This window comes from Providencia sp. 6390 (genome assembly GCF_058148425.1).
Genome location: NZ_JBYVYL010000008.1, coordinates 226,902 through 252,910 on the forward strand (window position 1 = coordinate 226,902; position 26,009 = coordinate 252,910).

Here is a 26,009-nt window from a genome sequence, read left to right on the forward strand (position 1 = left end):
ATGATTATTCCACTACTTGGTATAAACGTAAAGAAGTTTAGCCGTCTAGATATGTTGACGTCCATACTTCCAGTGAGTATTATTTGGCTTACCGTCTATCAGGAGAAGCGTTTATGAGCCTCAAACAGTCGACTATCGCCATTCATAATGGGTTAAACGAAGATTCGCAGTTTGGCTGCGTTGTTCCACCCATATACTTGTCAAGTACTTATAATTTTACTGATTTTAATGAGCCTCGTGCTCATGATTATTCACGTCGAGGTAACCCTGGGCGCGATATTGTGCAAAAAACACTTGCACAGCTGGAAGGCGGTAGCGGAGCAGTGATGACAAATAGTGGTATGTCCGCGCTACATCTTTTATGCACTGTTTTTTTACAACCAGGAGATTTGTTAGTTGCTCCTCACGATTGCTATGGTGGAAGTTATCGTTTGTTTAATAGTCAACATCAGCGCGGTGCCTATCAAGTACAGTTTGTTGATCAAAATAACCGAGAACAACTCCTTTCAGCGTTAGATAAAAAACCTAAATTAGTATTGATTGAAACGCCAAGTAACCCACTGCTAACTATTTATGATATTGAAACAATTACAAAATTGGCTCACGATGCTGGGGCTCTAGTGATCGTGGATAACACTTTTTTAAGCCCTGTGTTGCAACAACCCATTGCATTAGGTGCTGATTTTGTTGTGCATTCATGTACAAAATATCTTAATGGACATTCAGATATTATTGCAGGTGCTGTTATTGCCAAAGAGGAAAAATGGGCAATAGAATTAGCATGGTGGGCAAATAATATTGGTGTAACGGGCGGTGCTTTTGACAGCTATTTGTTGCTTAGGGGTATCAGAACATTATCACCACGAATAAAACAGCAACAAAGTAATGCACAAGAGATAGTAAATTATCTTAAAACTCAGCCGTTAGTGAAGAAATTATATTATCCTGCATTAGTCGATCATGCGGGTCATGAAGTCGCTGTGAAACAGCAAAAAGGTTTTGGTGCGATGTTAAGTTTCGAATTTAATGGCAATGAATCACAGTTACGTTGCTTTTTAAGTTCACTAACACTGTTTACACTAGCAGAATCATTGGGGGGCGTTGAAACCCTCATATCACATACTGCGACGATGACGCATGCAGGTATGTCAGCAGAAGCAAGAGCTGCGGCAGGTATTACGGACAGTTTATTGCGGATTTCTGTCGGGATCGAGGATAGCCAAGATCTTATCGCAGATTTAGAAAATGCATTTCAAGTAGCAGCACAACGTTAGCGGAGTATTTGATGAGTGTACTGACAGCAGTTGAGGCGGATCCATGTCACCGCCAGTTACATAAATTTGGGGGGAGTAGTTTAGCTGATGCGAAATGTTATCAGCGGGTCGCCAATATTATGGCTAACTATAGCCAATCAGGTGACTTAATGGTGGTTTCAGCTGCGGGTAGTACAACAAACCAGTTAATTAATTGGTTGAAACTAAGTCAGAGTGACCGTATTTCTGCTCATCAAGTTCAGCAATACTTACGTCGTTACCAGCAAGATCTCATCAATGAGCTATTGCCTGAAGAAAAGGCTAATAGGCTAAACCGTTTATTTGTGGAAGATCTAGAACGTTTAAGCGCTCTGCTGGATCAGCCTATTAATGATGCTTCTTACGCTGAAGTGGTTGGTCATGGTGAAATATGGTCAGCTCGCTTAATGTCTGAGGTGTTGCAAGAATCAGGTATGCAAAGTGCATGGCTGGATGCACGGACGTTTTTACGTGCAGAGAGAGCAGCACAGCCACAGGTTGATGAACCGCAGTCACGCAATTTATTACAACAAATTTTAGTGCAGTACCCTAAACATCGTCTTGTTGTTACAGGGTTTATTTCACGTAATCAGGCGGGTGAAACCGTTTTGTTAGGTCGCAATGGCAGTGACTATTCAGCCACTCAAGTCGGTGCATTGGCTGACGCCGCAAAAGTCACTATTTGGAGTGATGTTGCCGGTGTTTATAGTGCTGACCCACGTAAAATTAAAGATGCGTGTTTATTGCCTTTATTGCGTTTAGATGAAGCAAGTGAGCTTGCTCGTTTAGCTGCGCCAGTACTTCATACACGGACATTACAACCCGTTTCAGTCAGCAATATTGATCTGCAACTAAGATGCAGTTATCAACCTGAGCAAGGCTCAACAAAGATTGAGCGAGTTTTAGCATCAGGCTCTGGTGCTAAAATAGTGACTAGCCATGATGACGTGTGTTTAATTGAGCTGAGAATTGCACAAGGGCGTGATTTTAATCAGATATATAAAGACATTGATTTATTATTGAAACGTACTCAGTTGCGTCCATTGGCACATGGCATTCACCCTGATCGAAACTTACTGCAGTTTTGTTATACCTCAGAACTTGTTGAAAGTGCTTTAAATATTTTAGAGGAAGCGGCGCTTCCGGGAACATTATCACTACGCGAAGGTTTTTCACTGGTGGCATTAGTGGGTGCTGGGGTATGTAAAAACCCATTGCATAGCCACCGTTTCTACGAAGAATTGAAAGAACAGCCCGTTGAATTTATTTGGCACTCGGAAGAGGGGATCAGTTTAGTGGCGGTACTGCGTTCCAATCAGACTGAACATTTAATTCAAGGAATGCATCAAAGCTTGTTCCGAGCAGAAAAACGTATTGGACTCGTATTATTTGGTAAAGGCAATATAGGTGCTCGTTGGTTAGAACTGTTTGCAGCTGAACAACCTAATATCTCAGCACGTAGTGACTTTGACTTTGTCCTTGCCGGTGTTGTGGATAGTCGTCGTAGCTTGCTTAACTATCAAGGTATTGATCCTAGTCGCGCCTTAGCATTTTTCGATGATGATGCAATAGAACATGAAGACGACAACCTATTTTTATGGATGCGTGCGCACCCATATGATGATTTAGTCGTGCTTGATGTGACTGCTAGTGAAGAGTTGGCTAACAGCTACATTGATTTTGCCAGTTATGGTTTCCATGTCATCAGCGCCAATAAAATTGCTGGGGCAGCGGAAACACAACAGTATCGCCACATTCGTGATGCATTCAGTAAAACTGGCCGCCATTGGCTATATAACGCCACTGTTGGGGCGGGTTTACCGATTAACCATACTGTACGTGATCTTAAAGAGAGTGGCGATTCGATTTTAGCCATCAGTGGTATTTTTTCAGGTACTTTATCATGGCTCTTTTTACAATTTGATGGTTCAGTACCATTCAGTGAGTTAGTTGAGCAAGCATGGCAACAAGGCTTGACAGAGCCTGATCCACGTATCGATCTCTCTGGCCAAGATGTAATGCGTAAATTAATTATTTTAGCGCGCGAAGCGGGTTATGAAATTGAGCCTACGGATGTTCGCGTTGAGTCACTGGTTCCGCCACAAGCAGAAACAGGTTCATTGGATGAGTTTTTTGAAAATAGCGCTGTCATTAATGAACAGATGCAGCAGCGTTTAGAGGCTGCTCAAGAAATGGGTATGGTGTTGCGTTATGTTGCGCGGTTCGATGCGGTTAAAGGGCGTGCTCGCGTTGGGGTAGAAGCGGTTAAACCCGATCATCCTCTGTCTTCATTACTACCAGGCGATAATGTTTTTGCGATCGAGAGCCGTTGGTATCGCGATAATCCATTAGTGATCCGTGGTCCCGGTGCTGGTCGTGATGTGACTGCTGGCGCTATCCAATCAGACCTCAATCGTCTTTCTCAGTTGCTCTAACCGACTTTTAAGGTAGGCATGATGTTTAATGCCTACCTTTACTCAATGATCCCTTCCTGATTTTTTGCCTTTTTGTTCTGATGATTTAATTCTTAAGCAATATTCATGTCTTAAAAGTGCTGAATCGACAATATATTGCGCTGAAACAATACGTAAATAAGAAAAACTAATAAAAATATTGCTGTAATTAAATTTCAGAAAAATCCCCCAAATTGCTTTTTTTCTGATATCTATATAGAGGCAAGGGTAAAATTTGGTGGCTGCATCACAAAACTACAACTCCAGCGCAGCTAGCTGAAATTTAATTACAGGAAATTGGACTGCAGTTGTTAACCGTCAATCAACCTAGAACGGAGCGCATTCTGCCAGAAGCACAAGGTCAGGAGTCTCATGAATCAGCAATATTCCGCAATGCGCAGTAATGTCAGTATGCTGGGTAAGCTACTCGGCGACACAATCAAGGAAGCTTTAGGTGAGGACATCCTCGATAAAGTGGAATCCATCCGTAAATTGTCAAAATCATCTCGTGCAGGTAATGAAGTACAGCGTCAAAAACTGTTAATGACATTACAAAACCTCTCTAATGACGAACTACTACCGGTTGCGAGGGCATTTAACCAGTTTTTAAACCTGACTAACGTTGCTGAGCAATATCACAGCATCTCCCCACATGGTGAAGCAGCGAGTAACCCTGTTGCACTTAAAAATCTCTTTAGTCGCTTAAAAGATAAAAGTTTTACCGATGGCGATATTGATAAAGCGGTTAACCAGCTGTCAATCGAACTGGTTTTGACGGCTCATCCAACAGAAATCGCACGCCGCACCTTGATCCATAAATTGGTTGAAGTGAACACTTGTTTATCACAACTCGATCATGATGATCTGGCGGATTACGAACGCAACAACATCATGCGCCGCTTACGTCAACTAGTCGCTCAATCATGGCATACAGATGAAATTCGTAAAATTCGCCCAACACCAATTGATGAAGCAAAATGGGGCTTTGCTGTTGTAGAAAACTCATTATGGGAAGCTGTACCTGCATTCCTACGTGAATTTAACGAACAGCTTGAAGAGTCGATTGGTACTGTGTTACCTGTTGAGGCAAACCCAATTCGTTTTACTTCTTGGATGGGCGGAGACCGTGATGGCAACCCAAATGTGACTTCAGAAGTCACACGTCATGTATTACTGCTCAGTCGTTGGAAAGCAGCAGATTTATTTTTGAAAGACATTCAAGTTTTAGTCTCTGAGCTGTCGATGACTGAAGCGACTCCAGCACTACGCGCACTCGCTGGTGGAGATGATGTTGATGAGCCTTATCGTCAAATTGCCAAAAACTTACGTGGACAACTATTCTCTACATTAGAATATTTAGAACGTCGAGTAAAAGGTGAGCAAGTACTGCCACCAGCTGATTTGCTAACTGATAATGCACAGTTATGGGATCCGCTATACGCCTGCTACCAATCGTTAATGGCATGTGGGATGAGCATTATTGCCAATGGACAGTTACTGGATACATTACGTCGTATCCGTAGTTTTGGTTTACAGTTAGTTCGCATCGATGTTCGCCAAGAAAGTACGCGTCACACAGAAGCACTGTCTGAATTAACGCAGTATTTAGGCTTAGGTGATTATGCAGCTTGGTCTGAAGAAGAGAAGCAAGACTTTTTATTAACCGAGTTACAATCACGTCGCCCACTGATCCCTCGTTGTTGGCAGCCAAGTGCCGAAACGGAGGAAGTATTCGAAACTTGCCGTGTGATTGCTGAATCTAAGAATGATTCAGTTGCGGCATATGTGATTTCCATGGCAAAAGTGCCTTCTGATGTGCTCGCGGTTAAGCTCTTGCTTAAAGAAGCCGGCGCGTCGGTTCGTTTACCTGTTGCACCACTGTTTGAAACGCTTGAAGACTTAAATAACGCTGAAAGCGTGATGAAAAAATTACTGAGTATCGAATGGTACCGTGAGTTGATTGATGATCGCCAAATGGTGATGATTGGCTATTCTGACTCCGCAAAAGATGCAGGGGTGATGGCCGCTTCTTGGGCGCAATACCGTGCACAGGATGCCTTAATTAAATTATGTGATAAAGAAGGTGTCACATTGACACTTTTTCATGGTCGAGGCGGCACCATTGGTCGAGGTGGCGCACCTGCTCATTCCGCGTTACTGTCTCAACCGCCAGGCAGTTTGCGGGGTGGTTTACGTGTCACAGAACAAGGTGAGATGATCCGCTTCAAGTTTGGTTTACCGCAAGTTGCAATCAGTAGCTTAGCGTTATACGCAAGCGCCATTCTAGAAGCGAACTTGTTGCCACCTCCAGAGCCGAAACAAGAGTGGAAATCTGTCATGGATTCTCTATCTGATGTTTCTTGCGCAATGTACCGTGACTACGTACGCGAACAGCCTGACTTCGTACCGTATTTTAGAGCGGCAACACCGGAACTTGAATTAGGTAAATTACCATTGGGTTCACGCCCAGCAAAACGTCGTCCAAATGGTGGAGTTGAGACCTTACGTGCTATTCCATGGATTTTTGCATGGACTCAAAACCGCTTAATGCTACCTGCATGGCTAGGTGCGGGTGCCGCATTGAAGCATGTGATCGAGCAAGAAGGTAAACAATCTGTATTGGATGAAATGTGGCAACAATGGCCTTTCTTTAATACACGCATTGCCATGTTAGAAATGGTGTATGCAAAAGCGGACTTATGGTTAGCTGAGTACTATGACCATCGCTTGGTCGAAGAGCGCCTTTGGCCTCTGGGCTTGAAACTGCGTGAACAACTTTCGGAAGATATCAAAAGCGTATTAGCAGTATCAAAAGATGAAGCGTTGATGGCAGATCTGCCATGGATTGCCGAATCAATTGCATTACGTAATGTTTATACGGACCCATTAAACGTTTTACAGGCAGAGTTATTACACCGTTCTCGCCAACAAGACAAACCAGATCCGCGTGTTGAGCAAGCGCTGATGGTGACCATTGCAGGCGTCGCAGCGGGTATGCGTAATACAGGCTAGAAACTATTTTCTATCAACTCGATGAATGCGCTTGTTGAATTGATAGATAAAAATGTGACATGTCACGGTATATCGGATGTTGTGACATGTTCACGGTAAACATATCCAATTGATAATGACAGTTTGGATCTGTTTACTTTGAGTATATTTAGGTTTCAATATGACTTCTTTGTATCAGAAGTAATAAATTGGCTAATATATTGATTAGCCTGCATAGAATGTAGCTCCTCCTCTACCTCGGCTTTTCTGGCAATTTGTTTAGGTGAAAGCTCAGGTTGGTTTTTATTTGGCAGGAATTTATAAATTGGGGTTCCCATCCTATTTAAGCCAATAATTTTATGGTCAGCCATACTTGCCCGTTCACTTTCTCTCCAAACATTTTTTAGCCCTTTTGCTACACCCTGCTTCCAAGGCTGCATATCATAGTAAGGAATAGTCCCTTTCAAGGAAATAAATTCACTTAGCGATTGATCGCCACTCATCATGCCTGAGTGGGCTAACTGCATGAAATCATCAAATATATTTTTAGGGAGTGATTGGGTTATCGCGACAGTTACATGACGTTGCCCTGTTCCCGTGAACTCGATAGCTTTTTCTAAATGGCCATGTAGGGGATCAGCAAAGTAGAGTGTGACTTTTGAAAACAAGGATGGATAGTCGTGATTTTCACTTTTTGTTTTAGTTAGAACTTTCATTAGGTTGGAAGGAATATCTTCTTTTACTTGGTCATTAAGTTTGCGAAGCACCATAATATAGTGAGTATCTTTATTATCATGCTGAGTTTCGACCAGTGTGTTAGCAATAAAAACTTGAGTACCGAAAATAGCGGCATCAGAGCTAATGTAGCCTAAATGGTAGTTGTGATCTTTTGCTAATGACGAATTATAGCTATCTATTAGATTAGTTAATTCATATTCAAATCGATTTTTGATATCTCTAATTTGCTGTTGGTCAGTTGCTAGGTATCCAATACCAAGTCCTATACCTAAATGGTGTGCAGTCACTTTATTAAATCCAGCTGTCTTCAATTTGTCGTAGCATTCATCTACTTTATCTTCAACGGGGGAAATATCCATTTCTTCAATCAACATAATTTTTTGTTTAGCAAAATGATGTGTTTCACATAGCTGATTGATATTTTCTTGGAGTTTTTCAGATGGTAGAAGGCTAACGGGAGCAACGATAAAAATAGGATCTTTTAGTTGGCTCAGATGATGCAACTCATCATTTTGTCGTGATAGATTACGACATTGCTGTTGTGTTGTATCCTCAGCATTGATAGAAACGATTGATACTCGGCAGCCTTCATTTAAGGCAATGTTTGCAATTTTATTGGCTAGAAAGTGATCTCCTTGGCCACCAAGGTAAGGATTAATTATCACAATATCGCGTTGTCGCATTGAATCTAAAGGAAATGAAGATGTTGCTATGCTATTGGGTTGGTGGATAGCATTAACATTGTGGGAGTGGGAATTAGTCTCTATTTTCATTGTTATCTCAACTTAGGCGATTACCTACAGGTAAAAGCGAGTATAAAAAATAGAGTAAGATTTTCTTTAATAGAACGACTAAATTTAATGAAGGTGTAAATTTTTTAGCTAAAAGCAATGAAGCCGAAAGACACAGCTTCATTGCCTGTCATTATTTATGGCCTGACCCCCAACGTATGGCAAATTGCATACGTCAGTTCAGAACGGTTCAGCGTATAAAAGTGGAAATCCTTCACACCTTCACGGCTTAAAATTTTCACCATATCCATCGCAATCGATGCGCCGACTAAATTGCGGCTCTCAGGGTCATTATCTAGCCCTTCATACATTTTGCTCATCCATGATGGGATACGTACGTTAGTTAGTTTGGCAAAACGCTCTAGCTGGCGGAAATTTGAAACAGGCAAAATACCCGGTACGATTTCCACATCGATACCCGTTGCGACACAACGGTCGCGAAAGCGTAAGTAACTTTCAACGTCAAAAAAGAACTGCGTGATAGCGCGGTTAGCACCTGCATCAATTTTCTTTTTCAAGCTAATCAAATCGGCCTGAGCGCTTTTAGCTTCAGGGTGTACTTCAGGGTAAGCAGCAACTGAAATATCAAAATCCGCTTCTGATTTCAGTAATTCGACTAAATCAGTGGCATACATATCTGGCTTGCTGCTGTTATCAGGTAAATCACCGCGTAATGCGACAATTTGACGAATACCACTATTCCAATAATCACGGGCGATTTCTTTTAATTCATCGCGTGATGCATCAATACAAGTCAAATGCGGAGCGGCGACTAGACCCGTTTTTTCTTTAATATCTTTAATGATGCTGTGGGTTCTGTCGCGTTCACCTGAATTTGCGCCGTAGGTGACAGAGACAAATTTAGGTTTAAGATTTTTCAGTCGATCAATCGATTTCCAGAGAGTTTGTTCCATCTCTTCAGTACGCGGCGGAAAAAATTCAAAGGAGACATTAATCTGCCCGTCTAACTCTGCCAAATTTTGGTTTAGCGCCTCGCGCTGATTTGCGTGAAAAAAACTCATACCCTGCCTCTCGTGACATTAAGTCTTGCAATCGTAATTGTATCGATAGTTTATTATATCCATTTACGCGTCTATACGTTTAGACGTCTAAATAGAGATTACCGAATATTTGCACAGAGTCAACACTTAAATGAAATAGCCACGGTGAGAGTTTTTCAGAAGCAATTGGAAAAAAATTCAAGTTGGAAGAAGCGCAATAGAAAAATGCTATTGCGCTTATCTGATTTTTACTCAGTCAGACAAAAGTGTTCAATAAGCTGACCAATAAGTTGGCGCGTGGGTTCGATGAATGCCATATCGATAAACTCATCAGGTTGATGGGCTTGCTCAATTGAACCAGGACCAAGCACTAATGTAGGGCAAAGCTCCTGAATAAAAGGAGCCTCGGTGCAGTAGTTAACGGTATCTGCTTTTTGACCGAGAAGCTGCTCAATTACCGCAACCATTTTATGGTCGGTAGGACATTCATAACCTGGGATCGGTGGGTGCAGTGCTTCAATTTCTAAACGACCGGGCCATTTTGCTTTGACGGGTTCAAGCGTTTCATTCAACAGCTCATCAAGATCTTGCAAAGTGAGCCCCGGTAAAGGACGAATATCCATATGTAATTCACAGCAGCCACAAATTCTGTTTGCTGCATCACCACCATGAATATGACCAAAATTCATGGTTGGATAGGGGATCACGAATGCAGGATTGTTATAACGCTCTTTTAATGTGTTACGCAGTGTCATCAGATGGCTAATGGACTCGTGCATTAGCTCAATTGCATTAACGCCTCGTGCGGGGTCGCTTGAATGCCCTGATTGACCCGTAATACGAATGGCATTTGAAAGGTGCCCTTTATGTGCTCGTATTGGCTGCAATGAGGTTGGTTCACCAATAATAGCAAAGTCAGGACGCAATTGAGTGCTTGCCGCAAAATAACGAGCTCCTGCCATGGAGGTTTCTTCATCAGCAGTTGCAAGAATATGCAGCGGACGAGTAAATTTACGGGTATCAATATCACGCAGCGCATCAACAATAAAAGCAAAAAAGCCTTTCATGTCGGCAGTACCTAACCCATACAGTTTGCCATCATGTTCAGTTAGCGCAAAAGGATCTTTGCTCCAACGGCCTTCATCGAATGGCACGGTATCCGTGTGACCGCACAGCATGAGGCCACCACTGCCTTCACCAATTGACGCCAGTAGGTTGTATTTATCACGGGTATCCGGTACGGGTTGAATATTCACCGTAAATCCGAGGGTTTCTAGCCAGCCGCCAAGTAACTCAACCAGCGCTTTATTGCTCTGATCGAGTTGCGCATCAGTTGCACTGATGGACGGAGTGGCAATTAATTGACGATAAATCTCAATAAATGCAGGTAATTTAATATTCACTGTTGACAGCCTTTATCCATAATAGTATCAATATTCATGCACTTTATTTGAATAAAAATACACATTAAACTGTTTGGGTCACGAGTACAAGGTAGAAAGTATATGTTGAACACACTCATTATCGGGGCCAGTGGCTATACTGGAGCGGAATTAGCAGCTTATCTGCAACGTCATCCTGAAATAAACCTTCAGGGGTTGATGGTATCAGCGCAAAGTGCTGATGCAGGTAAATGCTTTTCTGATTTACATCCCCAGTATAAAGGTATTATCGATCTTTCAGTGCAACCGTTGACCGATGTTGCAGCAGCAGCACAAGGTATTGACGTAGTCTTTCTTGCAACGGCTCATGAAGTCAGCCATGACATCGCCCCTCAATTTTTGGAAGCTGGTTGTGTCGTGTTTGATCTATCAGGTGCTTATCGTGTTCAAGATGCTGCTTTCTACCCACAATACTATGGTTTTGAACATACAAACAGCAAATGGTTAGATCAAGCAGTTTACGGTCTTGCAGAATGGCAGGCTGATAAAATTCGCCAAGCACAGTTGATTGCTGTGCCGGGGTGCTATCCAACCGTTTCTCAGCTAGCACTTAAACCGTTGATTGAAGCTCAATTACTTGATGAACAAATGTGGCCTGTGATCAACGCAACTAGTGGTGTTTCAGGCGCGGGGCGCAAAGCTTCAATGACTAATAGTTTTTGTGAAGTGAGTTTACAGCCTTATGGCATTTTTACTCATCGTCATCAGCCAGAAATAGCCACTCATTTAGGTCGTGAAGTGATCTTCACTCCACATTTAGGCAATTTTGCACGTGGTATTTTAGCCACCATTACTTGCAAAGTGAAAGCAGGGGTGACTGATGAGCAAATTCGTCAGGTATTCAAAAATGCCTATCAAGGTAAGCCTTTGGTGCGTTTGTATGATAAAGGTGTGCCTGCACTTAAATCGGTGGTTGGTACGCCATTTTGTGACATCGGTTTGGTGTTAAAAGGCGAACATCTGATATTAGTGGGAACAGAAGACAACTTATTAAAAGGTGCAGCTGCACAGGCAGTGCAATGCATGAATATCCGTTTCGGTTTTAATGAAACTCAATCATTACTTTAGTGCCATTACGGTCAATGAACTTATAAAGGATCAACCCCATGCAACCATTAGTGATTAAATTGGGTGGTGTATTACTCGATAGCGAAGAAGCGTTAGAGAGGTTGTTTACGGCATTGCAAACTTATCGCCAGTCTCATCAAAGACCATTAGTCATTGTGCATGGTGGTGGCTGTTTAGTTGATGAATTAATGCAAAAACTGCAATTACCGGTAGTTAAAAAGCAAGGTTTACGCGTCACGCCTGCTGAACAAATTGACATCATTACAGGCGCATTGGCAGGAACTGCGAATAAAACATTATTGGCGTGGGCGACTAAATATCAGCTGCAAGCCGTTGGTTTATCATTAGGTGATGGGCAAAGTGCGGTGGTAACCCAAATTAATGATGAGCTTGGTCATGTTGGTAGCGCAAAACCGGGTGATGCAAAATTGCTGCAATTGCTATTAGGTGCCGGTTATTTACCGATTATTAGTTCCATCGGAGTGACGACAGATGGCTTATTAATGAACGTCAATGCTGACCAAGCAGCCACCGCAATTGCTCAGGTATTGGATGCCGATTTAGTTCTCTTGTCTGACGTCAGCGGCATTCTTGATGGTAAAGGTCAAAAAATTGATGAAATGACCACAGGCAAAGCTCAGAAATTAATTGAACAAGGCATTATTACCGACGGCATGATTGTAAAAGTGAATGCGGCACTTGATGCGGCAACAACATTACAGCGCCCAGTTGACATTGCAAGTTGGCGCCATGCAGAACAATTACCTGCGTTATTTAATGGTACTGCCATTGGTACTCGGATTTTAGCATCATAGCGGATTAGCTTTGCAAATCGCATATAGATAAATGAACTCTTAATTAAGCAGAATCGGGATAGGTAAGTTATGAAAAAGGGCATCAAAAAAATCGTATTAGCGTACTCAGGTGGTTTAGATACATCAGCAATTATTCCATGGTTAAAAGAAAACTATGATGACTGCGAAGTGGTTGCATTTGTTGCTGATGTAGGACAAGACAGAGAAGATCTGGTTGGCGTTGAGCAAAAAGCACTGCAATCAGGCGCATCTGAGTGTTATGTGGTGGATCTGCGTGAAGAATTTATCAAAGAATATATTTATCCAGTATTGAAAACGGGTGCTTTATACGAAGGTAGTTACCTGCTAGGAACATCAATGGCGCGTCCGATCATTGCCAAGGCACAAGTCGAAATTGCTCTGAAAGTGGGGGCTGATGCCGTTGCTCATGGGGCAACTGGAAAAGGAAACGACCAAGTTCGTTTTGAAAGCACATACACTGCTTTGGCACCACAATTAAAAGTGGTTGCGCCATGGCGTGAGTGGGATCTACGTTCTCGTGAAGCGCTGCTTGATTATCTGAAAGAGCGTAATATCCCAACAACAGCAAGCCTTGAAAAAATTTATAGCCGTGATGAGAACGCATGGCATATTTCAACCGAAGGCGGCGTATTAGAAAGTACATGGAATGCGGCTAATCAGGATTGCTGGGTGTGGACCGTCGATCCAAAAGATGCTCCAGATGAAGCTGAATTAGTGACAGTCGGTGTGAAACAAGGTGAAGTAGTTGCTGTTAATGGTAAAGCATTGTCGCCACTTGGCTGCCTCGAGACTCTGAACGTGTTAGGTGCTAAGCATGGTGTGGGCCGTATTGACATCGTTGAAAACCGCTTAGTCGGTATGAAATCACGTGGCTGTTATGAAACCCCAGGGGGAACCATCATGATGGCAGCTCTGCGTGGTATTGAGCAACTGGTTCTGGACCGTGACAGCTTTAAATGGCGCGAGCAGTTGGGTCTAGAAATGTCTTATGTGGTTTATGATGGTCGTTGGTTCGCACCGTTACGCCATTCTCTGCAAGCTGCGGCCGAATCTTTGGCACAAGATGTCACTGGTGAAGTGGTATTGAAACTGTATAAAGGCCAAGTAACAGCCATTCAGAAGAAAGCAGATAAGAGCCTGTATTCAGAAGAGTTCGCTACATTCGGTGAAGATGAAGTTTATGATCACAGCCATGCTGGTGGTTTTATCCGTTTATATTCACTGTCTTCACGCATTCGTGCGTTGAAAGAACAGAATAAAGCTAAATAGTTTTAGTATCTTCCCGGCAGCAGTAGGCTGTCGGGTACGACATTTATTTTATCAATCAGATAGGGATCAATTATGGCACTTTGGGGTGGACGTTTTAGTCAAGAAGCCGATCAGCGGTTTAAACAATTTAATGATTCATTGCGCTTTGATTACCGCTTAGCACAGCAAGACATTATTGGTTCGGTTGCATGGTCAAAAGCGTTGGTTACCGTTGGAGTGTTATCAGCGACAGAACAACAATCTTTAGAGCAAGCACTGAACGAATTATTGAAAGAGGTTCAAGATAACCCTGAAAGTATTCTGCAAAGTGATGCTGAAGATATCCATAGTTGGGTTGAAGGAAAACTGATTGATAAAGTAGGTGATTTAGGTAAAAAACTGCATACAGGCCGTAGTCGTAACGACCAAGTGGCAACAGACTTGAAATTGTGGTGTAAAGATCAGGTTGCTTTGTTATTAGAAGCCGTTTCAGAGCTGCAAAAAGCATTAGTTGTTACAGCAGAAAATAACCAAGATGCAGTAATGCCTGGTTATACGCATTTACAACGTGCGCAGCCAGTCACTTTTGCGCATTGGTGCTTAGCGTACAGCGAAATGTTAGCGCGTGATGAAAGCCGTTTAAAAGATACTTTGAAGCGTTTAGATGTGAGTCCATTAGGTTGTGGTGCATTAGCTGGTACCGCATATGATGTCGACCGTGAGCAATTGGCGGGCTGGTTAGGTTTCTCTTCTGCTACACGTAATAGCCTTGATACGGTATCGGATAGGGATCATGTTCTTGAACTATTATCTGATGCAAGCATTGGTATGGTGCATTTATCTCGTTTCGCTGAAGATTTAATTTTCTTTAACAGCGGTGAAGCCGGCTTTGTCGAACTATCAGATAAAGTGACATCAGGCTCTTCACTGATGCCGCAAAAGAAAAACCCAGATGCATTAGAGTTGATCCGCGGTAAATGCGGCCGAGTACAAGGTGCATTAACTGGTATGATGATGACTCTTAAAGGTTTGCCATTGGCATACAATAAAGATATGCAAGAAGATAAAGAGGGTCTATTTGATGCACTGGATACATGGTTAGATTGTATGCATATGGCAGTCTTAGTGCTTGATGGTATTCAAATTCGTCGTGGCCGTTGTGAAGAAGCGGCAAAACAAGGCTATGCGAATGCTACAGAGCTGGCTGATTATCTTGTCGCCAAAGGCGTTCCATTCCGCGAAGCGCATCATATTGTTGGTGAAGCAGTTGTTACCGCTATTGCTCAAGGTAAGGCATTAGAAGAGATGGCTTTGAGTGATTTGCAAAAATTCAGTGATACTATCCAATTGGATGTTTATGAAATGCTTTCATTGCAATCATGCTTAGATAAGCGTTTAGCAAAAGGTGGTGTTTCTAAGTTGCAAGTCGAAAAAGCAATTACAGAAGCTAAAACCCGTTTAGGTTTGTGATTTTGTTTTTGAACTGAATAAATCAGTTACGGTGGGGTAACGAATTCTACCCCCCAATTCCTCGGTTATCGCGCTATACTCGTTACTCTTCAAGTTGCCGGGCTTCTCGTTGAGGTATAAATAACTATGCTACGCTCGCCGAGTCACAGTGTTTATCTATGCTTCCCATCTATTTTCGCTTGTCGACTACCTGCAACTTGGATTATTTAGAGTATAGTGCTTAAATATATTTAATTGTTAAAAGACCCATTTGTTTATTTTGGTCAACCCAATTATAGATGTATTCACCTCTACCATCATTGATGGTTACCCAATTTGAAGAATGTGCAATTTTTTTTAGGTCTAATGTACTTTGAGTCATATCCGCTTTATCATTTAAACAATTGATTGTTAATTGTAAATCATCAACGCCATTACGGCATGGTGGATGGACAATTGCACCTGTAAAATGGATCACACCATTATGTTCTTTTTGTGTTATTTCTGTATTGGCAAGGCTGATAGCAGGTGCAAATAATAAAGCGATTGATGTTAAAACAATATTTTTTTTCATATTTAAAAACAAGCTTTTCATTATAAAATTCCGTTGCTGATTTGTAGTGATTAATCTAATTTTTTATCTATAATAATTTTAAAGATATTTTTTGTGGGTGGATTATATAGATATAAATCCATTTTTAGTGTTAATTTTAAAAAACAAATGTGAGTAAATATATTAAATAAAGATTGATTTTATTCGTGCGTAAGTACTCCTCCATTAGTTAGTGGTCGATATATAATTCTGAAAATAGAGTTTATTTTACGGGTGACGGTGTTATATGTTGCTTTTGGTATCTCTTTTGGCGGCTTTATCTGCTGAATTTAATCCCCTTAGTTCTGTTTAATTAAGGTATTTAATGAGGTTAAATATGACTATTTTGAATTTATTTTTTAATAGAAATTAATAAAACAATGAATAAAATAGATGTGATGTATCTAAATGTTACATCGAGTGTTTTGTTATTAAATAAAAATAATACCAAATAGTTATATTCATTTGATTGAGATCTAAGGCTATTTGGTTTACTTTTATTCATTGCATGGTTCGAATTATTATATGACAAATAAATCTCATTATTTAACACTAAATTAGCGGGTGATATATGCTGTTGTCTATGGATTTGAGTAGGATGGTCATAGGTAACGAATCACTATAATGCCAATTTGCATGAAGAGTTGTAGATAACGTAAAAGCATATTAATTAGATAAATAAATACGAATCGATTGAAGTGATTTATGATATGTTTTGAACTTCTCATAGCGCTCCTCTTTGGCTGTGCCTACAATAGGCTTTTAGCATTCCAGAAAATCGCTATTCCTTTAACGTCGATGGTTTTCTCTCCCTAACTGGTTTTTACACCGTAATATGGCGATAAATATTACTCTTTATTGAATGAATAATGTACTGTGAGCTCATCAGAAACATAAACAAAGAATAATAGTTTCAATTCGTTATGCTTATCATTTTGCGATTTTTTGTTTAATATTTTGTCATTATTCGTTACATTATGTCATACAGATAGTAGGGTTATTGTCGGTGTAAAGTACTAATTACGATTGAATTTCGAACACTTTAACCCTAATTGATAGTTAAAAGCATTAGAAGTCTGCTATACTGATTGGCAATTTATATTAATAAGGGTAAGGGCTGCAAAATGAACATTCGCGATCTGGAATATTTGGTGGCATTGGCTGAACATAAACACTTTCGCCGTGCAGCTGACTCTTGTCACGTGAGTCAACCAACATTGAGTGGCCAAATACGTAAATTGGAAGAAGAACTTGGCGTCATGTTGTTAGAAAGGACTAGCCGCAAAGTTTTATTTACCCAGCAAGGTTTATTGCTTGTTGAGCAGGCCAGAACCATTTTAAGAGAGATTAAAGTCTTACAAGAAATGGCTGCTTTACAAGGTGAGAGTATGTCGGGGCCTTTACATATTGGTTTGATACCAACAATTGCGCCTTATTTACTTCCGTTAATTATTCCTGAACTGCATAAATTGTTTCCTAAATTGGAAATTTATCTGCACGAAGCACAGACTCAGCAGCTATTAGCGCAATTAGATAGTGGTAAACTTGATTGTGCAATTTTGGCGCAAGTAAAAGAAACCGATCCTTTTATTGTCGTTCCATTATTTGAAGAGCCAATGAAACTTGCCATTTATGAAGGGCACTCATGGCGAGATCGTGACACGATTGACATGAGCGAATTATCCGGTGAGAAACTCTTGATGTTGGAAGATGGGCATTGCCTGCGTGACCAAGCGATGGGCTTTTGTTTTCAGGCCGGCGCGAAGGAAGATACGCATTTCCGCGCGACTAGCTTAGAAACATTAAGGAATATGGTTGCTGCCGGAAGTGGAATTACACTTTTGCCTGACTTAGCGGTACCAAGCGAGACATGTCGTGATGGGGTATGTTACCTGAATTGCGTACATCCTGAGCCTAAACGTACAGTAGTACTTGTTTACCGCCCTGGTTCACCTTTACGTGGTCGTTATGAACAATTAGCTGAAGCTATTTATAATTTGATGAGTAGCTATTACAGGAAAAAAATGTAGCTTGCATACCCGTCATACTTCAAGTTGCAGTGTTGTTGACTACGCTCGCTCTCACTAGTCACCTACTTATGTAGGAGCCTTGCGACTCACTCACAGGCCTTCTAACTGCAACTCGAATTATTTAGAGTATATTTGTTGCAATACTGTCATGATTGCTGAGAAGCCTCCCTGCAATCATGACGATTAAAGCTTAGAAAAGGCGATTTAAACCATTCAGTGCAGCGACACGGAAGGCTTCCGCCATTGTCGGGTAGTTGAACGTTGTGTTCACAAAATACTCAATTGTATTTCCATCCCCTTTTTGTTCCATGATAGCTTGTCCAATATGTATGATTTCTGCCGCTCTTTCACCAAAGCAGTGAATTCCCAAAATTTGCAATGTTTCACGGTGGAATAGGATTTTCAAACTACCCACATTCATACCTGCAATTTGTGCGCGTGCTAAATGCTTAAATTGAGCTCGACCCACTTCATATGGAATTTTCATTGCAGTTAATTGCTGCTCTGTTTTACCCACAGAACTGATTTCAGGAATGGTATAGATACCTGTCGGAATATCTTCAACAAGATGTGCATTACCCAAGCCATCGGTGATGGCTCGTGCTGCAATACGCCCCTGATCATAAGCTGCAGAAGCGAGGCTTGGGTAACCAATAACATCACCCACCGCATAAATATGTTCATTTGAGGTTCGGTAAGCTTTATCAACTTTAATTAGCCCGCGACCATCCGCCTCAATACCCACATTTGCTAAACCTAGCTTGTCTGTATTACCAGTTCGTCCGTTGGCATACAGCAAACAGTCAGCTTTGACTTTTTTACCTGATTTTAGATGGACAATAACGCCATCAGGAACGCCTTCAATTTTCTCGTATTCTTCATTATGACGAATAACGACACCACTATTCCAAAAATGATAAGAAAGTGCATCTGACATTTCTTGATCTAAGAAGGCCAGAAGGTGGTCACGCGTATTGATTAAATCAACTTTGACACCTAATCCACGAAAGATGGAGGCATATTCACAACCGATAACTCCAGCACCATAGATAATTACGTGGCGAGGCTCGTGAGTTAAGTTAAGGATTGTGTCGCTGTTGTAGATACGTGAATGGTTGAAATCAACATCAGATGGGCAATAAGGGCGGGAGCCCGTTGCAATAACAATGTTGTCTGCGCTAAGGACATCACAACTACCATCAGCATAACGTACGCTGACATGTTTTTCATCAATAAATGTCGCTTCACCAGAGAACATCTGGCAACCATTACGTTCATAAAAGCCTTGGCGCATACGTGTTTGCTGACTAATAACACTTTCAGCATGCTGAAGAATTTCGGAGAACGAGGAACGTAAGGAGCGTGAATTATCGCTGTAGAGTGGATTTTGGTTAAATTCGATAATTCGGCTAACGGCGTGGCGAAGTGCTTTGGAGGGGATGGTTCCCCAGTGGGTACAACCACCGCCGACACTGTCATAACGTTCAATGACGGCGACGTTTTTTCCTTGTTTCACTAGCCCCATGGCGGCGCCTTCACCGCCAGGTCCGGAACCAATGACAATTGCATCAAAATGGATGTGTTGCATGAGGTAAGACCTGCTCTAAAAACAAAATGACAACATGATGTTAGCATATCCGTCGATTATTTACTCGCTTTACTGCTCATCTTTGAAATTACGCTTATTTAACGTGATCTATGATGCTAAATAGTTTTTGGTCTTTTGGGGATAATACTTAGAGGCTCAATAACAATAAAACAAAACTTAGTTAGCAGATAAAAAATAAAAATTATTGGAAAATGATTTGGTCAAATTCTGAAAAGCAGTAATCTGTAGGTCAAATCGCCATTTCCCTCAAACAGCCTAATAAATTTCAGGTATGCTGAGTGGTAGTGGAGCTGAAGTTTTATTATTTTGATATACTTGGCATACTTCAAGTTGAAGTGCTGTTGGCTGTACCTTGGATTATTTAGAGTATATTAATGGCTGTTTAATGACATAGAAATCAGGATCACCGTGAGCAATATTATTGGCGTTAGAGCAAAACAGAAAGAAAAAACTCGTCGTTCGCTCATTGAAGCCGCATTTAGCCAATTAAGTGCAGAACGTAGTTTTACAAGCCTAAGCTTACGTGAAGTCGCACGTGAGGCTGGTATCGCACCTACATCATTTTATCGCCATTTCAAAGATGTTGATGAATTAGGGCTTACAATGGTTGATGAAAGTGGCCTGATGTTACGTCAGCTTATGCGCCAAGCTCGTCAGCGTATTGCGAAAGGCGGTAGTGTGATCCGCACATCAATCTCGACTTTTATGGAGTTTATAGGTAATAACCCAAATGCCTTTAGGTTATTATTGCGTGAACGCTCTGGAACCTCTGCTGAGTTTCGTGCCGCAGTTGCTCGGGAAATTCAGCATTTTATCGCAGAATTAGCGGATTACCTTGAACAAGAGAGTCGGATGCCACGGCATTTTACTGAGTTACAAGCAGAATCCATGGTTACCATCGTTTTTAGCGCAGGTGCTGAAGCTCTAGATATCGACGAAGTAAAACGGCAGCATCTGGAAGAGCGGCTAGTACTACAGTTACGTATGATCGCAAAAGGCGCATATTACTGGTATCGCCGTGAACAAGAAAAACAAAATCAAAATGACCCCGATCTCACTAAATAATATAAAGGAGAATCAATGACGGAACACAATCGCTATGAGAAAAGCACATTACTATTAGCACTAGTGGTTGGCTTATCGACTCACGGAACTTTTTCGGCTCTGTTTAACTCCTTAGTAGAGTTTTCCATATTTCCGATTATTACTTTAATATTAGCAGTTTATTGTTTGCATCAGCGTTACTTACATCATGCAATGCCAGTGGGGCTACCTAAATTTGTGGTTGGTAACTTCTTTTTAGGTTTATTTGCTTATGCTGCAATTTTACGTGTACAACATCCAGAAGTTGGTTCTAACTTCATTCCTGCAACGATTATTGTTGCACTTGCTTTGTGGCTATACACAAGCTGGAAAGCACGCAAAAAAGAACAACAAGAGCTAGCTGCCGAAAATGAAGCTGAAGTTTAATTTCAACTGGAAACCAGTGTGATAGAAAACGCCGTAATGTTAAACATTGCGGTGTTTGTATTTTTAAACAGAGTTAATCTGTAACAATTTCTTTTGATAATTTACCATAGTTTTCGTTGCGCAAGTTACTGAATATCTCGGGTAATATTGAATCTTTGGAAGGTTTTGCCATAACAAAATGTGTTTGGTTAGAGCCCTTTATTATCATATGTCGTTCAGAGCAAAACAGTTTTGGTTGAGAACGTACTTGTTTCACATGATGTTGAATCTTTGTTTTATATGGTGATATTTTCAGTCTACCAGCAAGTTCTGGTGCATCTTTGAGGTTTTCATATAATTCATGAAGTGTTGAATTTTCTTTGGGTTTTACCATGCAGAAATTCTTGCCGCTTGTTGTCTTTATTGATATTAACTTTTCTTGTAAAGAAATAAATTTTGGGGATAAGTTATCGACTGATGTTTTAATTAGAGATTGAGTGGGAACGTTATTTAAATTTTTGGGTGCTATTTTTAGCATATTAGAGTTCTCTTCTGTCATTGTATAAGTACAAATAACAGTACATCAGCATATCTGCATAAAATATAAAAAAACGATATTCGATTAGTAGAGTTAATTTTTTATAAAGTGTCTTTTAACTTATTGTCAAAATGGGTTACCACTTAATTGAGTACATTAAGTGGTAACAAGGCGTTAGCGGCGAGTTAGTAAAACACCGCTTTCCATATGGTGGGTGTATGGGAATTGGTCAAATAGTGCGAGTTTTTTCACTTCATGGGTTTCATTTAAAACAGCTAAATTTTCACACAAGGTTTCGGGATTGCAGGAAATATAGAGAATATTGTCATATTCTTGCACTAATTGGACTGTTTTATCATCTAAACCACTGCGCGGAGGATCAACAAATATCGTATTGCATTGATAATCACTGAGGTTAATCCCTTCGAGTCGATTAAATTCACGTATACCCCGCATTGCCTGAGTAAAATCTTCTGCTGACATACGGATAATCTGCACATTATTAATATTGTTCGCTGCGATATTATATTGTGCAGCAGCAACAGAAGGCTTGGCTATTTCAGTCGCAAGGACGCGCTCAAAGTTTTGCGCTAAAGCTAATGAAAAATTGCCATTGCCACAATAAAGCTCTAGCAAATCACCAGTTGCTCCTTTTGTTGCCGCAATAGCCCACTCCAACATCTTAATATTCACCTGAGCATTTGGCTGAGTGAAGCTGTTTTCTACTTGGCGATAGATCATGTCACGGTCATTTATTTTCAAACATTCATCAACATAATCGTTATCTAGCATAATTTTTGTTTTTGAGGCTCGGCCAATAAGCTGAAGATCAATACCTTCATGAGACAATTTTTCTTTCAATTGTCTAGCTGCTTCAGTCCATTCATCACCTAATTTTTTGTGATATAGCAGAGAAACAATGAGTTTGTTACTCAGCGTTGAAAGATAGTCAATTTGAAATAATTTGTGGCGCAGTAGCTCATTTTCTTTTATGAGTGGCAGAATTGTTATCATGGCATGATTAATGAGCTGACTCGCAACAGGGAATTGCTCAATTCGAATACGCTCTTTTGTTTCTTTATCAAACATAATATGAAACAAATCATCACCCTCATGCCACACTCGAAACTCTGCACGCATTCGGTAATGTGATGTTGGCGATGAAAAAATTTCAGGTTCAGGTACGTTAAAAGGAGCCATCATAGCCTTTAAACGCTCAGTTTTTTCTGCGAGTTGTTGATCGTAGTCTTCAATATGCAAGGAGTTTGGCATGCTTGGCCCCATATACTCGTTATACTTCAAGTTGCAGCGCTTTGCGTTGAGGTATGGTGACTACGTTCAGCTAGCCGAGTCACAGTGTTTATCTATGCTCCTCGTCTATCTTCGCTTGTCGCCTACCTGTGCCTCGAATTATTTAGAGTATAAAACAGTAAAATTCAAATCAGGAGCGAAATTGTAGGGAATGCGCTGAAGATGTCCAGTTTTCATTATCCATCCGTAGACACCAATTACTATTCCTCTTAGGATAACATGCAGAGTGAGCAGGGAATTTGGTGTGAATCCAAAACTGACGCGCAACGGTAAAAGTCCGATACCTGCTCACAACCTTTATCTCGCTTTGTTGAATATTTGCGCGGATCTTATATTCAGCCTCGCGGAATTTTAATTTAATTGATTTTCCGAGTGTAATCATAATGAATAATAAAAAGTTGCTACCGTTTTCGGTTGCTGCTGTGGCAGTGTTGTGTGGTATTTCCTCTCTGGCAAACGCAAAGGGGCACTCTGATGAAATGGTCGTGACAGCAAACCGTTTTGAACAGCCTATTTCATCTATATTAGCCCCAGTGACGGTTGTTACACGTGAAGAGATTGACCATTGGCAATCAAATACAGTGGTTGATGTGCTTCGACGATTACCCGGTGTTGATATCTCACAAAGTGGAGGTATGGGACAACAGAGCTCTCTATTTATTAGAGGTACCGAATCACGTCATGTTTTGGTGTTAATTGATGGTGTTCGATTGAATCAGGCTGGCAATATCGGGGTCATCCGATCTTAGCCAAATACCTATCTCACTAGTACAAAAAATTGAATATATTCGTGGTGCGAGATCTGCTGTTTATGGCTCTGATGCAGTTGGTGGTGTGGTTAATATCATTACTCGTCGTGATAATGACGGAACAACACTGAATGCAGGTATTGGTTCTTATGGTTATCAGAATTATAACGGTTCAACTCAACAAAAAATTGGAGACAAGACGACAGTAACCGCCGCTGGCGCTTATACCCACACAACAGGGTTTGATGTCGAAGCAAGAGGGATGACAGGTAGGCATCCGCAGCCTGATAAAGATGGCTTTCTGAATAAAACATTATGGTTAGGAGTGGAACATCAGTTTTCATCTGAGGTATTAGCCTATGCACGCGCTTATGGTTATGATAATAGAGCAAACTATGACGCTTATGATGATGGGATATCACTTGTTGATACGCGTAAGCTTTATAGCCGTACCTATGAAACAGGCATGAAGTATCAACAGGGCAGCTACTCCAGCTCTTTAATGGGAAGCTATAGCCGTGTGAAGGACTATAATTATGATCCTCGGTATGGACAATATGGTCAATTTTCCAGTTTAGATGAATCCCAGCAATATAATTTGCAATGGGGTAATAGTTATCGCTTAGATAAAGGCAATATTAGTGGTGGTGTTGATTATCAATATCAAAGTATTGAACCAGGCACTGCTATGGCAAATAAAAAAGAGTCGGTAAACACGACAGGACTATATGTTACTGGGCAATATGCCCCGATTGATTCTATTATTGCTGAAGCAGCAGTACGAAGTGACCATCATTCTGAATTTGATTGGCATACGACATGGCAATCAGGACTCAGTTGGGAATTTTATGATGGATATAAAATCATTGGTTCTTATGCAACGGCTTATAAAGCGCCTAATTTGGGGCAATTATATGCTAACTCAACATCATCATGGGGAACGACCTTAGGTAACCCAAATCTTAAACCTGAGAAAAGTCAACAATGGGAAGCGGGTTTAGAAGGTGTAACGGGCCCACTATTATGGCAATTTAATGCTTATCATAATGATATTGATAACCTAATTGACTATAAGTATGGTAACCCAGTTAGCACCTACGAAAATATAGGCAAAGCTGAAATTAAAGGTGTTGAATGGATTGGAGAAATAGAAACAGGTATTTTCCAACACCAATTAACTTATCAATATATTGACCCTAGAAATAAAGATACGGATCAAGTTTTGCTAAGAAGAGCAAAGCAACAAGTCAAATATCAGCTTGATTGGACTATGTATCAGATGGATATGGGAATTACTTATCAATACGTTGGGCAACGTTATGATGTGAATGCATCCGGAAATCGTCTCAAAGTAGGTGGATATAGTGTTTGGGATATCACTGCTGCATATCCGATCACTTCACATCTCACAATTCGTGGTAAAATAGCTAATATGTTCGATAAAGACTATGAGACCGCGTATGGTTATCGCACCGCTGGAAGAGAATATTTCCTTACAGGAAGCTACAACTTCTAATCACAACCTATCTATTCGCCCAACCATCCTTGTTTTCGATTCAGGGGTGGGTGGGCTATCTGTATATCGAGAAGTAAAAAAACTGCTACCTAATGCCCACTATATATATGCATTCGATAATGAAGCATTTCCTTATGGTGAAAAAAGTGAAGAGTTTATTATCGACAGGGTTTATCAGATTGTAGATGCCGTGGCGAAGAAACACGCTTTGACAATTACTATCATAGCCTGTAACACAGCAAGCACCGTCAGTTTACCTAATTTAAGAGCACACTTTACCTTTCCAATTGTCGGTGTGGTACCTGCAATTAAACCTGCAACAAAGTTAACACGAAATGGTGTTGTAGGACTATTAGCAACAAAAGGTACAGTGAATCGTGAATATACAAAAGAACTAATAGCGCGTTTCGCAACAGATTGTAAGGTGGTTTCACTTGGCTCAGCAGACCTTGTACAACTAGCAGAAAGGAAACTGCATGGTGAAATAATACCATTAACTGAAGTTGCAAATGCAGTAAAATCATGGATAAGGATGCCTGAACCACCTGATACTGTCATTTTGGGGTGCACCCACTTTCCTTTAATCGTTGAAGAACTCGAAGAGGTACTTCCAAGTGGTACAAGATTTATTGATTCAGGGGCGGCAATTGCAAGGCGCACGGTATGGCTGATCAACAATCAGGCAGAAGAGATAGTCTTAAGTGAAGAAAAAGACTTTGCATATTGCTTATTAATGAATGATGAAGCACAGGCATTACAGCCTGTATTAGCTGCGGAAGGGTTTGATTCGCTGCAAAAACTAGCGATTTAACCCAAATTTGATGGAAAGCTGAGCAAACGGAAAAAAAATACAAAAAAGGGGTTGCGTGATTTTTCTGACTCCCTATAATGCGCCTCCACTGACCG

Annotated in this window: 18 protein-coding genes, 1 pseudogene and 1 riboswitch; of the genes and pseudogenes, 12 read left to right on the plus strand and 7 right to left on the minus strand. The window is 40.9% G+C overall.

The genetic code is table 11. The annotated features are described in order from the left end of the window. Positions 1 to 113: 113 nt before the first annotated feature. From metB to ppc, 3 genes are all read left to right on the plus strand, one after another. The gene (metB, locus tag AC3Z9T_RS17015; RefSeq protein ID WP_490127277.1) at positions 114 to 1,274 is read left to right on the plus strand and encodes a cystathionine gamma-synthase; all 1,161 of its coding nucleotides are present in this window, start codon (positions 114 to 116) and stop codon (positions 1,272 to 1,274) included. Positions 1,275 to 1,285: 11 nt separating this feature from the next. Continuing rightward, entirely contained in the window at positions 1,286 to 3,727 is a 2,442-nt protein-coding gene (locus AC3Z9T_RS17020) for a bifunctional aspartate kinase/homoserine dehydrogenase II (protein WP_490127278.1), read from the plus strand. Between the two features lie 390 nt (positions 3,728 to 4,117). Beyond that, positions 4,118 to 6,757: a phosphoenolpyruvate carboxylase gene (gene ppc / locus AC3Z9T_RS17025; protein WP_490127279.1), complete on the plus strand. Its 2,640-nt coding sequence runs from the start codon at positions 4,118 to 4,120 to the stop codon at positions 6,755 to 6,757. A gap of 155 nt (positions 6,758 to 6,912) precedes the next feature. Here ppc and AC3Z9T_RS17030 read toward each other — a convergent pair whose 3' ends face one another. The 3 genes from AC3Z9T_RS17030 to argE all read right to left on the minus strand — a co-directional run bounded on the left by AC3Z9T_RS17030 (position 6,913) and on the right by argE (position 10,669). Further along, positions 6,913 to 8,247: a hypothetical protein gene (locus AC3Z9T_RS17030; RefSeq protein WP_490127280.1), complete on the minus strand. Its 1,335-nt coding sequence runs from the start codon at positions 8,245 to 8,247 to the stop codon at positions 6,913 to 6,915. Positions 8,248 to 8,402: 155 nt separating this feature from the next. Continuing rightward, on the minus strand, positions 8,403 to 9,287 hold the full coding sequence (metF, locus tag AC3Z9T_RS17035) for a methylenetetrahydrofolate reductase (RefSeq protein ID WP_490127281.1): 885 nt from the start codon (positions 9,285 to 9,287) through the stop codon (positions 8,403 to 8,405). Between the two features lie 227 nt (positions 9,288 to 9,514). Beyond that, positions 9,515 to 10,669 carry an acetylornithine deacetylase gene (gene argE / locus AC3Z9T_RS17040; protein ID WP_490127282.1) on the minus strand — a complete coding sequence of 385 codons (1,155 nt, stop codon included), beginning with the start codon at positions 10,667 to 10,669 and terminating at the stop codon, positions 9,515 to 9,517. A 102-nt stretch (positions 10,670 to 10,771) separates the two neighbouring features. Between argE and argC the strand changes: the two genes are divergently transcribed. From argC to argH, 4 genes are all read left to right on the plus strand, one after another. Continuing rightward, positions 10,772 to 11,776: an N-acetyl-gamma-glutamyl-phosphate reductase gene (gene argC / locus AC3Z9T_RS17045; RefSeq protein WP_490127283.1), complete on the plus strand. Its 1,005-nt coding sequence runs from the start codon at positions 10,772 to 10,774 to the stop codon at positions 11,774 to 11,776. Positions 11,777 to 11,814: 38 nt separating this feature from the next. Further along, on the plus strand, positions 11,815 to 12,591 hold the full coding sequence (gene argB / locus AC3Z9T_RS17050) for an acetylglutamate kinase (RefSeq protein ID WP_490127284.1): 777 nt from the start codon (positions 11,815 to 11,817) through the stop codon (positions 12,589 to 12,591). A 69-nt stretch (positions 12,592 to 12,660) separates the two neighbouring features. Beyond that, positions 12,661 to 13,881 carry an argininosuccinate synthase gene (locus AC3Z9T_RS17055; protein WP_490127285.1) on the plus strand — a complete coding sequence of 407 codons (1,221 nt, stop codon included), beginning with the start codon at positions 12,661 to 12,663 and terminating at the stop codon, positions 13,879 to 13,881. 72 nt (positions 13,882 to 13,953) lie between these two features. Then, positions 13,954 to 15,330, plus strand: a complete 1,377-nt coding sequence (argH, locus tag AC3Z9T_RS17060) for an argininosuccinate lyase (RefSeq protein ID WP_490127286.1) — start codon at positions 13,954 to 13,956, stop codon at positions 15,328 to 15,330. Positions 15,331 to 15,550: 220 nt separating this feature from the next. Here argH and AC3Z9T_RS17065 read toward each other — a convergent pair whose 3' ends face one another. Continuing rightward, positions 15,551 to 15,904 (minus strand): hypothetical protein, encoded by a 354-nt coding sequence (locus AC3Z9T_RS17065; RefSeq protein WP_490127287.1) that lies wholly within the window; start codon positions 15,902 to 15,904, stop codon positions 15,551 to 15,553. A gap of 1,121 nt (positions 15,905 to 17,025) precedes the next feature. On the opposite strand from AC3Z9T_RS17065, the gene oxyR reads away from it, so the two are divergent. Beyond that, positions 17,026 to 17,931, plus strand: a complete 906-nt coding sequence (gene oxyR, locus AC3Z9T_RS17070; protein WP_490127288.1) for a DNA-binding transcriptional regulator OxyR — start codon at positions 17,026 to 17,028, stop codon at positions 17,929 to 17,931. Positions 17,932 to 18,121: 190 nt separating this feature from the next. Here the strand turns inward: oxyR and sthA are convergent, their stop codons facing one another. After that, entirely contained in the window at positions 18,122 to 19,519 is a 1,398-nt protein-coding gene (gene sthA, locus AC3Z9T_RS17075) for a Si-specific NAD(P)(+) transhydrogenase (protein WP_490127289.1), read from the minus strand. A gap of 429 nt (positions 19,520 to 19,948) precedes the next feature. On the opposite strand from sthA, the gene fabR reads away from it, so the two are divergent. Next, positions 19,949 to 20,605: an HTH-type transcriptional repressor FabR gene (fabR, locus tag AC3Z9T_RS17080; protein WP_490127290.1), complete on the plus strand. Its 657-nt coding sequence runs from the start codon at positions 19,949 to 19,951 to the stop codon at positions 20,603 to 20,605. A gap of 15 nt (positions 20,606 to 20,620) precedes the next feature. Then, on the plus strand, positions 20,621 to 21,010 hold the full coding sequence (locus AC3Z9T_RS17085; protein WP_490127291.1) for a YijD family membrane protein: 390 nt from the start codon (positions 20,621 to 20,623) through the stop codon (positions 21,008 to 21,010). Positions 21,011 to 21,083: 73 nt separating this feature from the next. Here the strand turns inward: AC3Z9T_RS17085 and AC3Z9T_RS17090 are convergent, their stop codons facing one another. Further along, positions 21,084 to 21,527, minus strand: a complete 444-nt coding sequence (locus tag AC3Z9T_RS17090) for a hypothetical protein (protein ID WP_490127292.1) — start codon at positions 21,525 to 21,527, stop codon at positions 21,084 to 21,086. Positions 21,528 to 21,701: 174 nt separating this feature from the next. Beyond that, a complete protein-coding gene (gene trmA / locus AC3Z9T_RS17095; RefSeq protein ID WP_490127293.1) occupies positions 21,702 to 22,799 on the minus strand; it encodes a tRNA (uridine(54)-C5)-methyltransferase TrmA in 1,098 nt (365 codons plus the stop codon). A 246-nt stretch (positions 22,800 to 23,045) separates the two neighbouring features. After that, a riboswitch (cobalamin riboswitch) is annotated at positions 23,046 to 23,144 on the plus strand. A 77-nt stretch (positions 23,145 to 23,221) separates the two neighbouring features. Between trmA and btuB the strand changes: the two are divergent. Next, positions 23,222 to 25,103, plus strand: a pseudogene (btuB, locus tag AC3Z9T_RS17100) (TonB-dependent vitamin B12 receptor BtuB). Continuing rightward, positions 25,048 to 25,914, plus strand: a complete 867-nt coding sequence (gene murI, locus AC3Z9T_RS17105; protein WP_490127294.1) for a glutamate racemase — start codon at positions 25,048 to 25,050, stop codon at positions 25,912 to 25,914. The pseudogene btuB and the gene murI overlap by 56 nt, the downstream one beginning before the upstream one ends. Positions 25,915 to 26,009 lie beyond the last annotated feature (95 nt).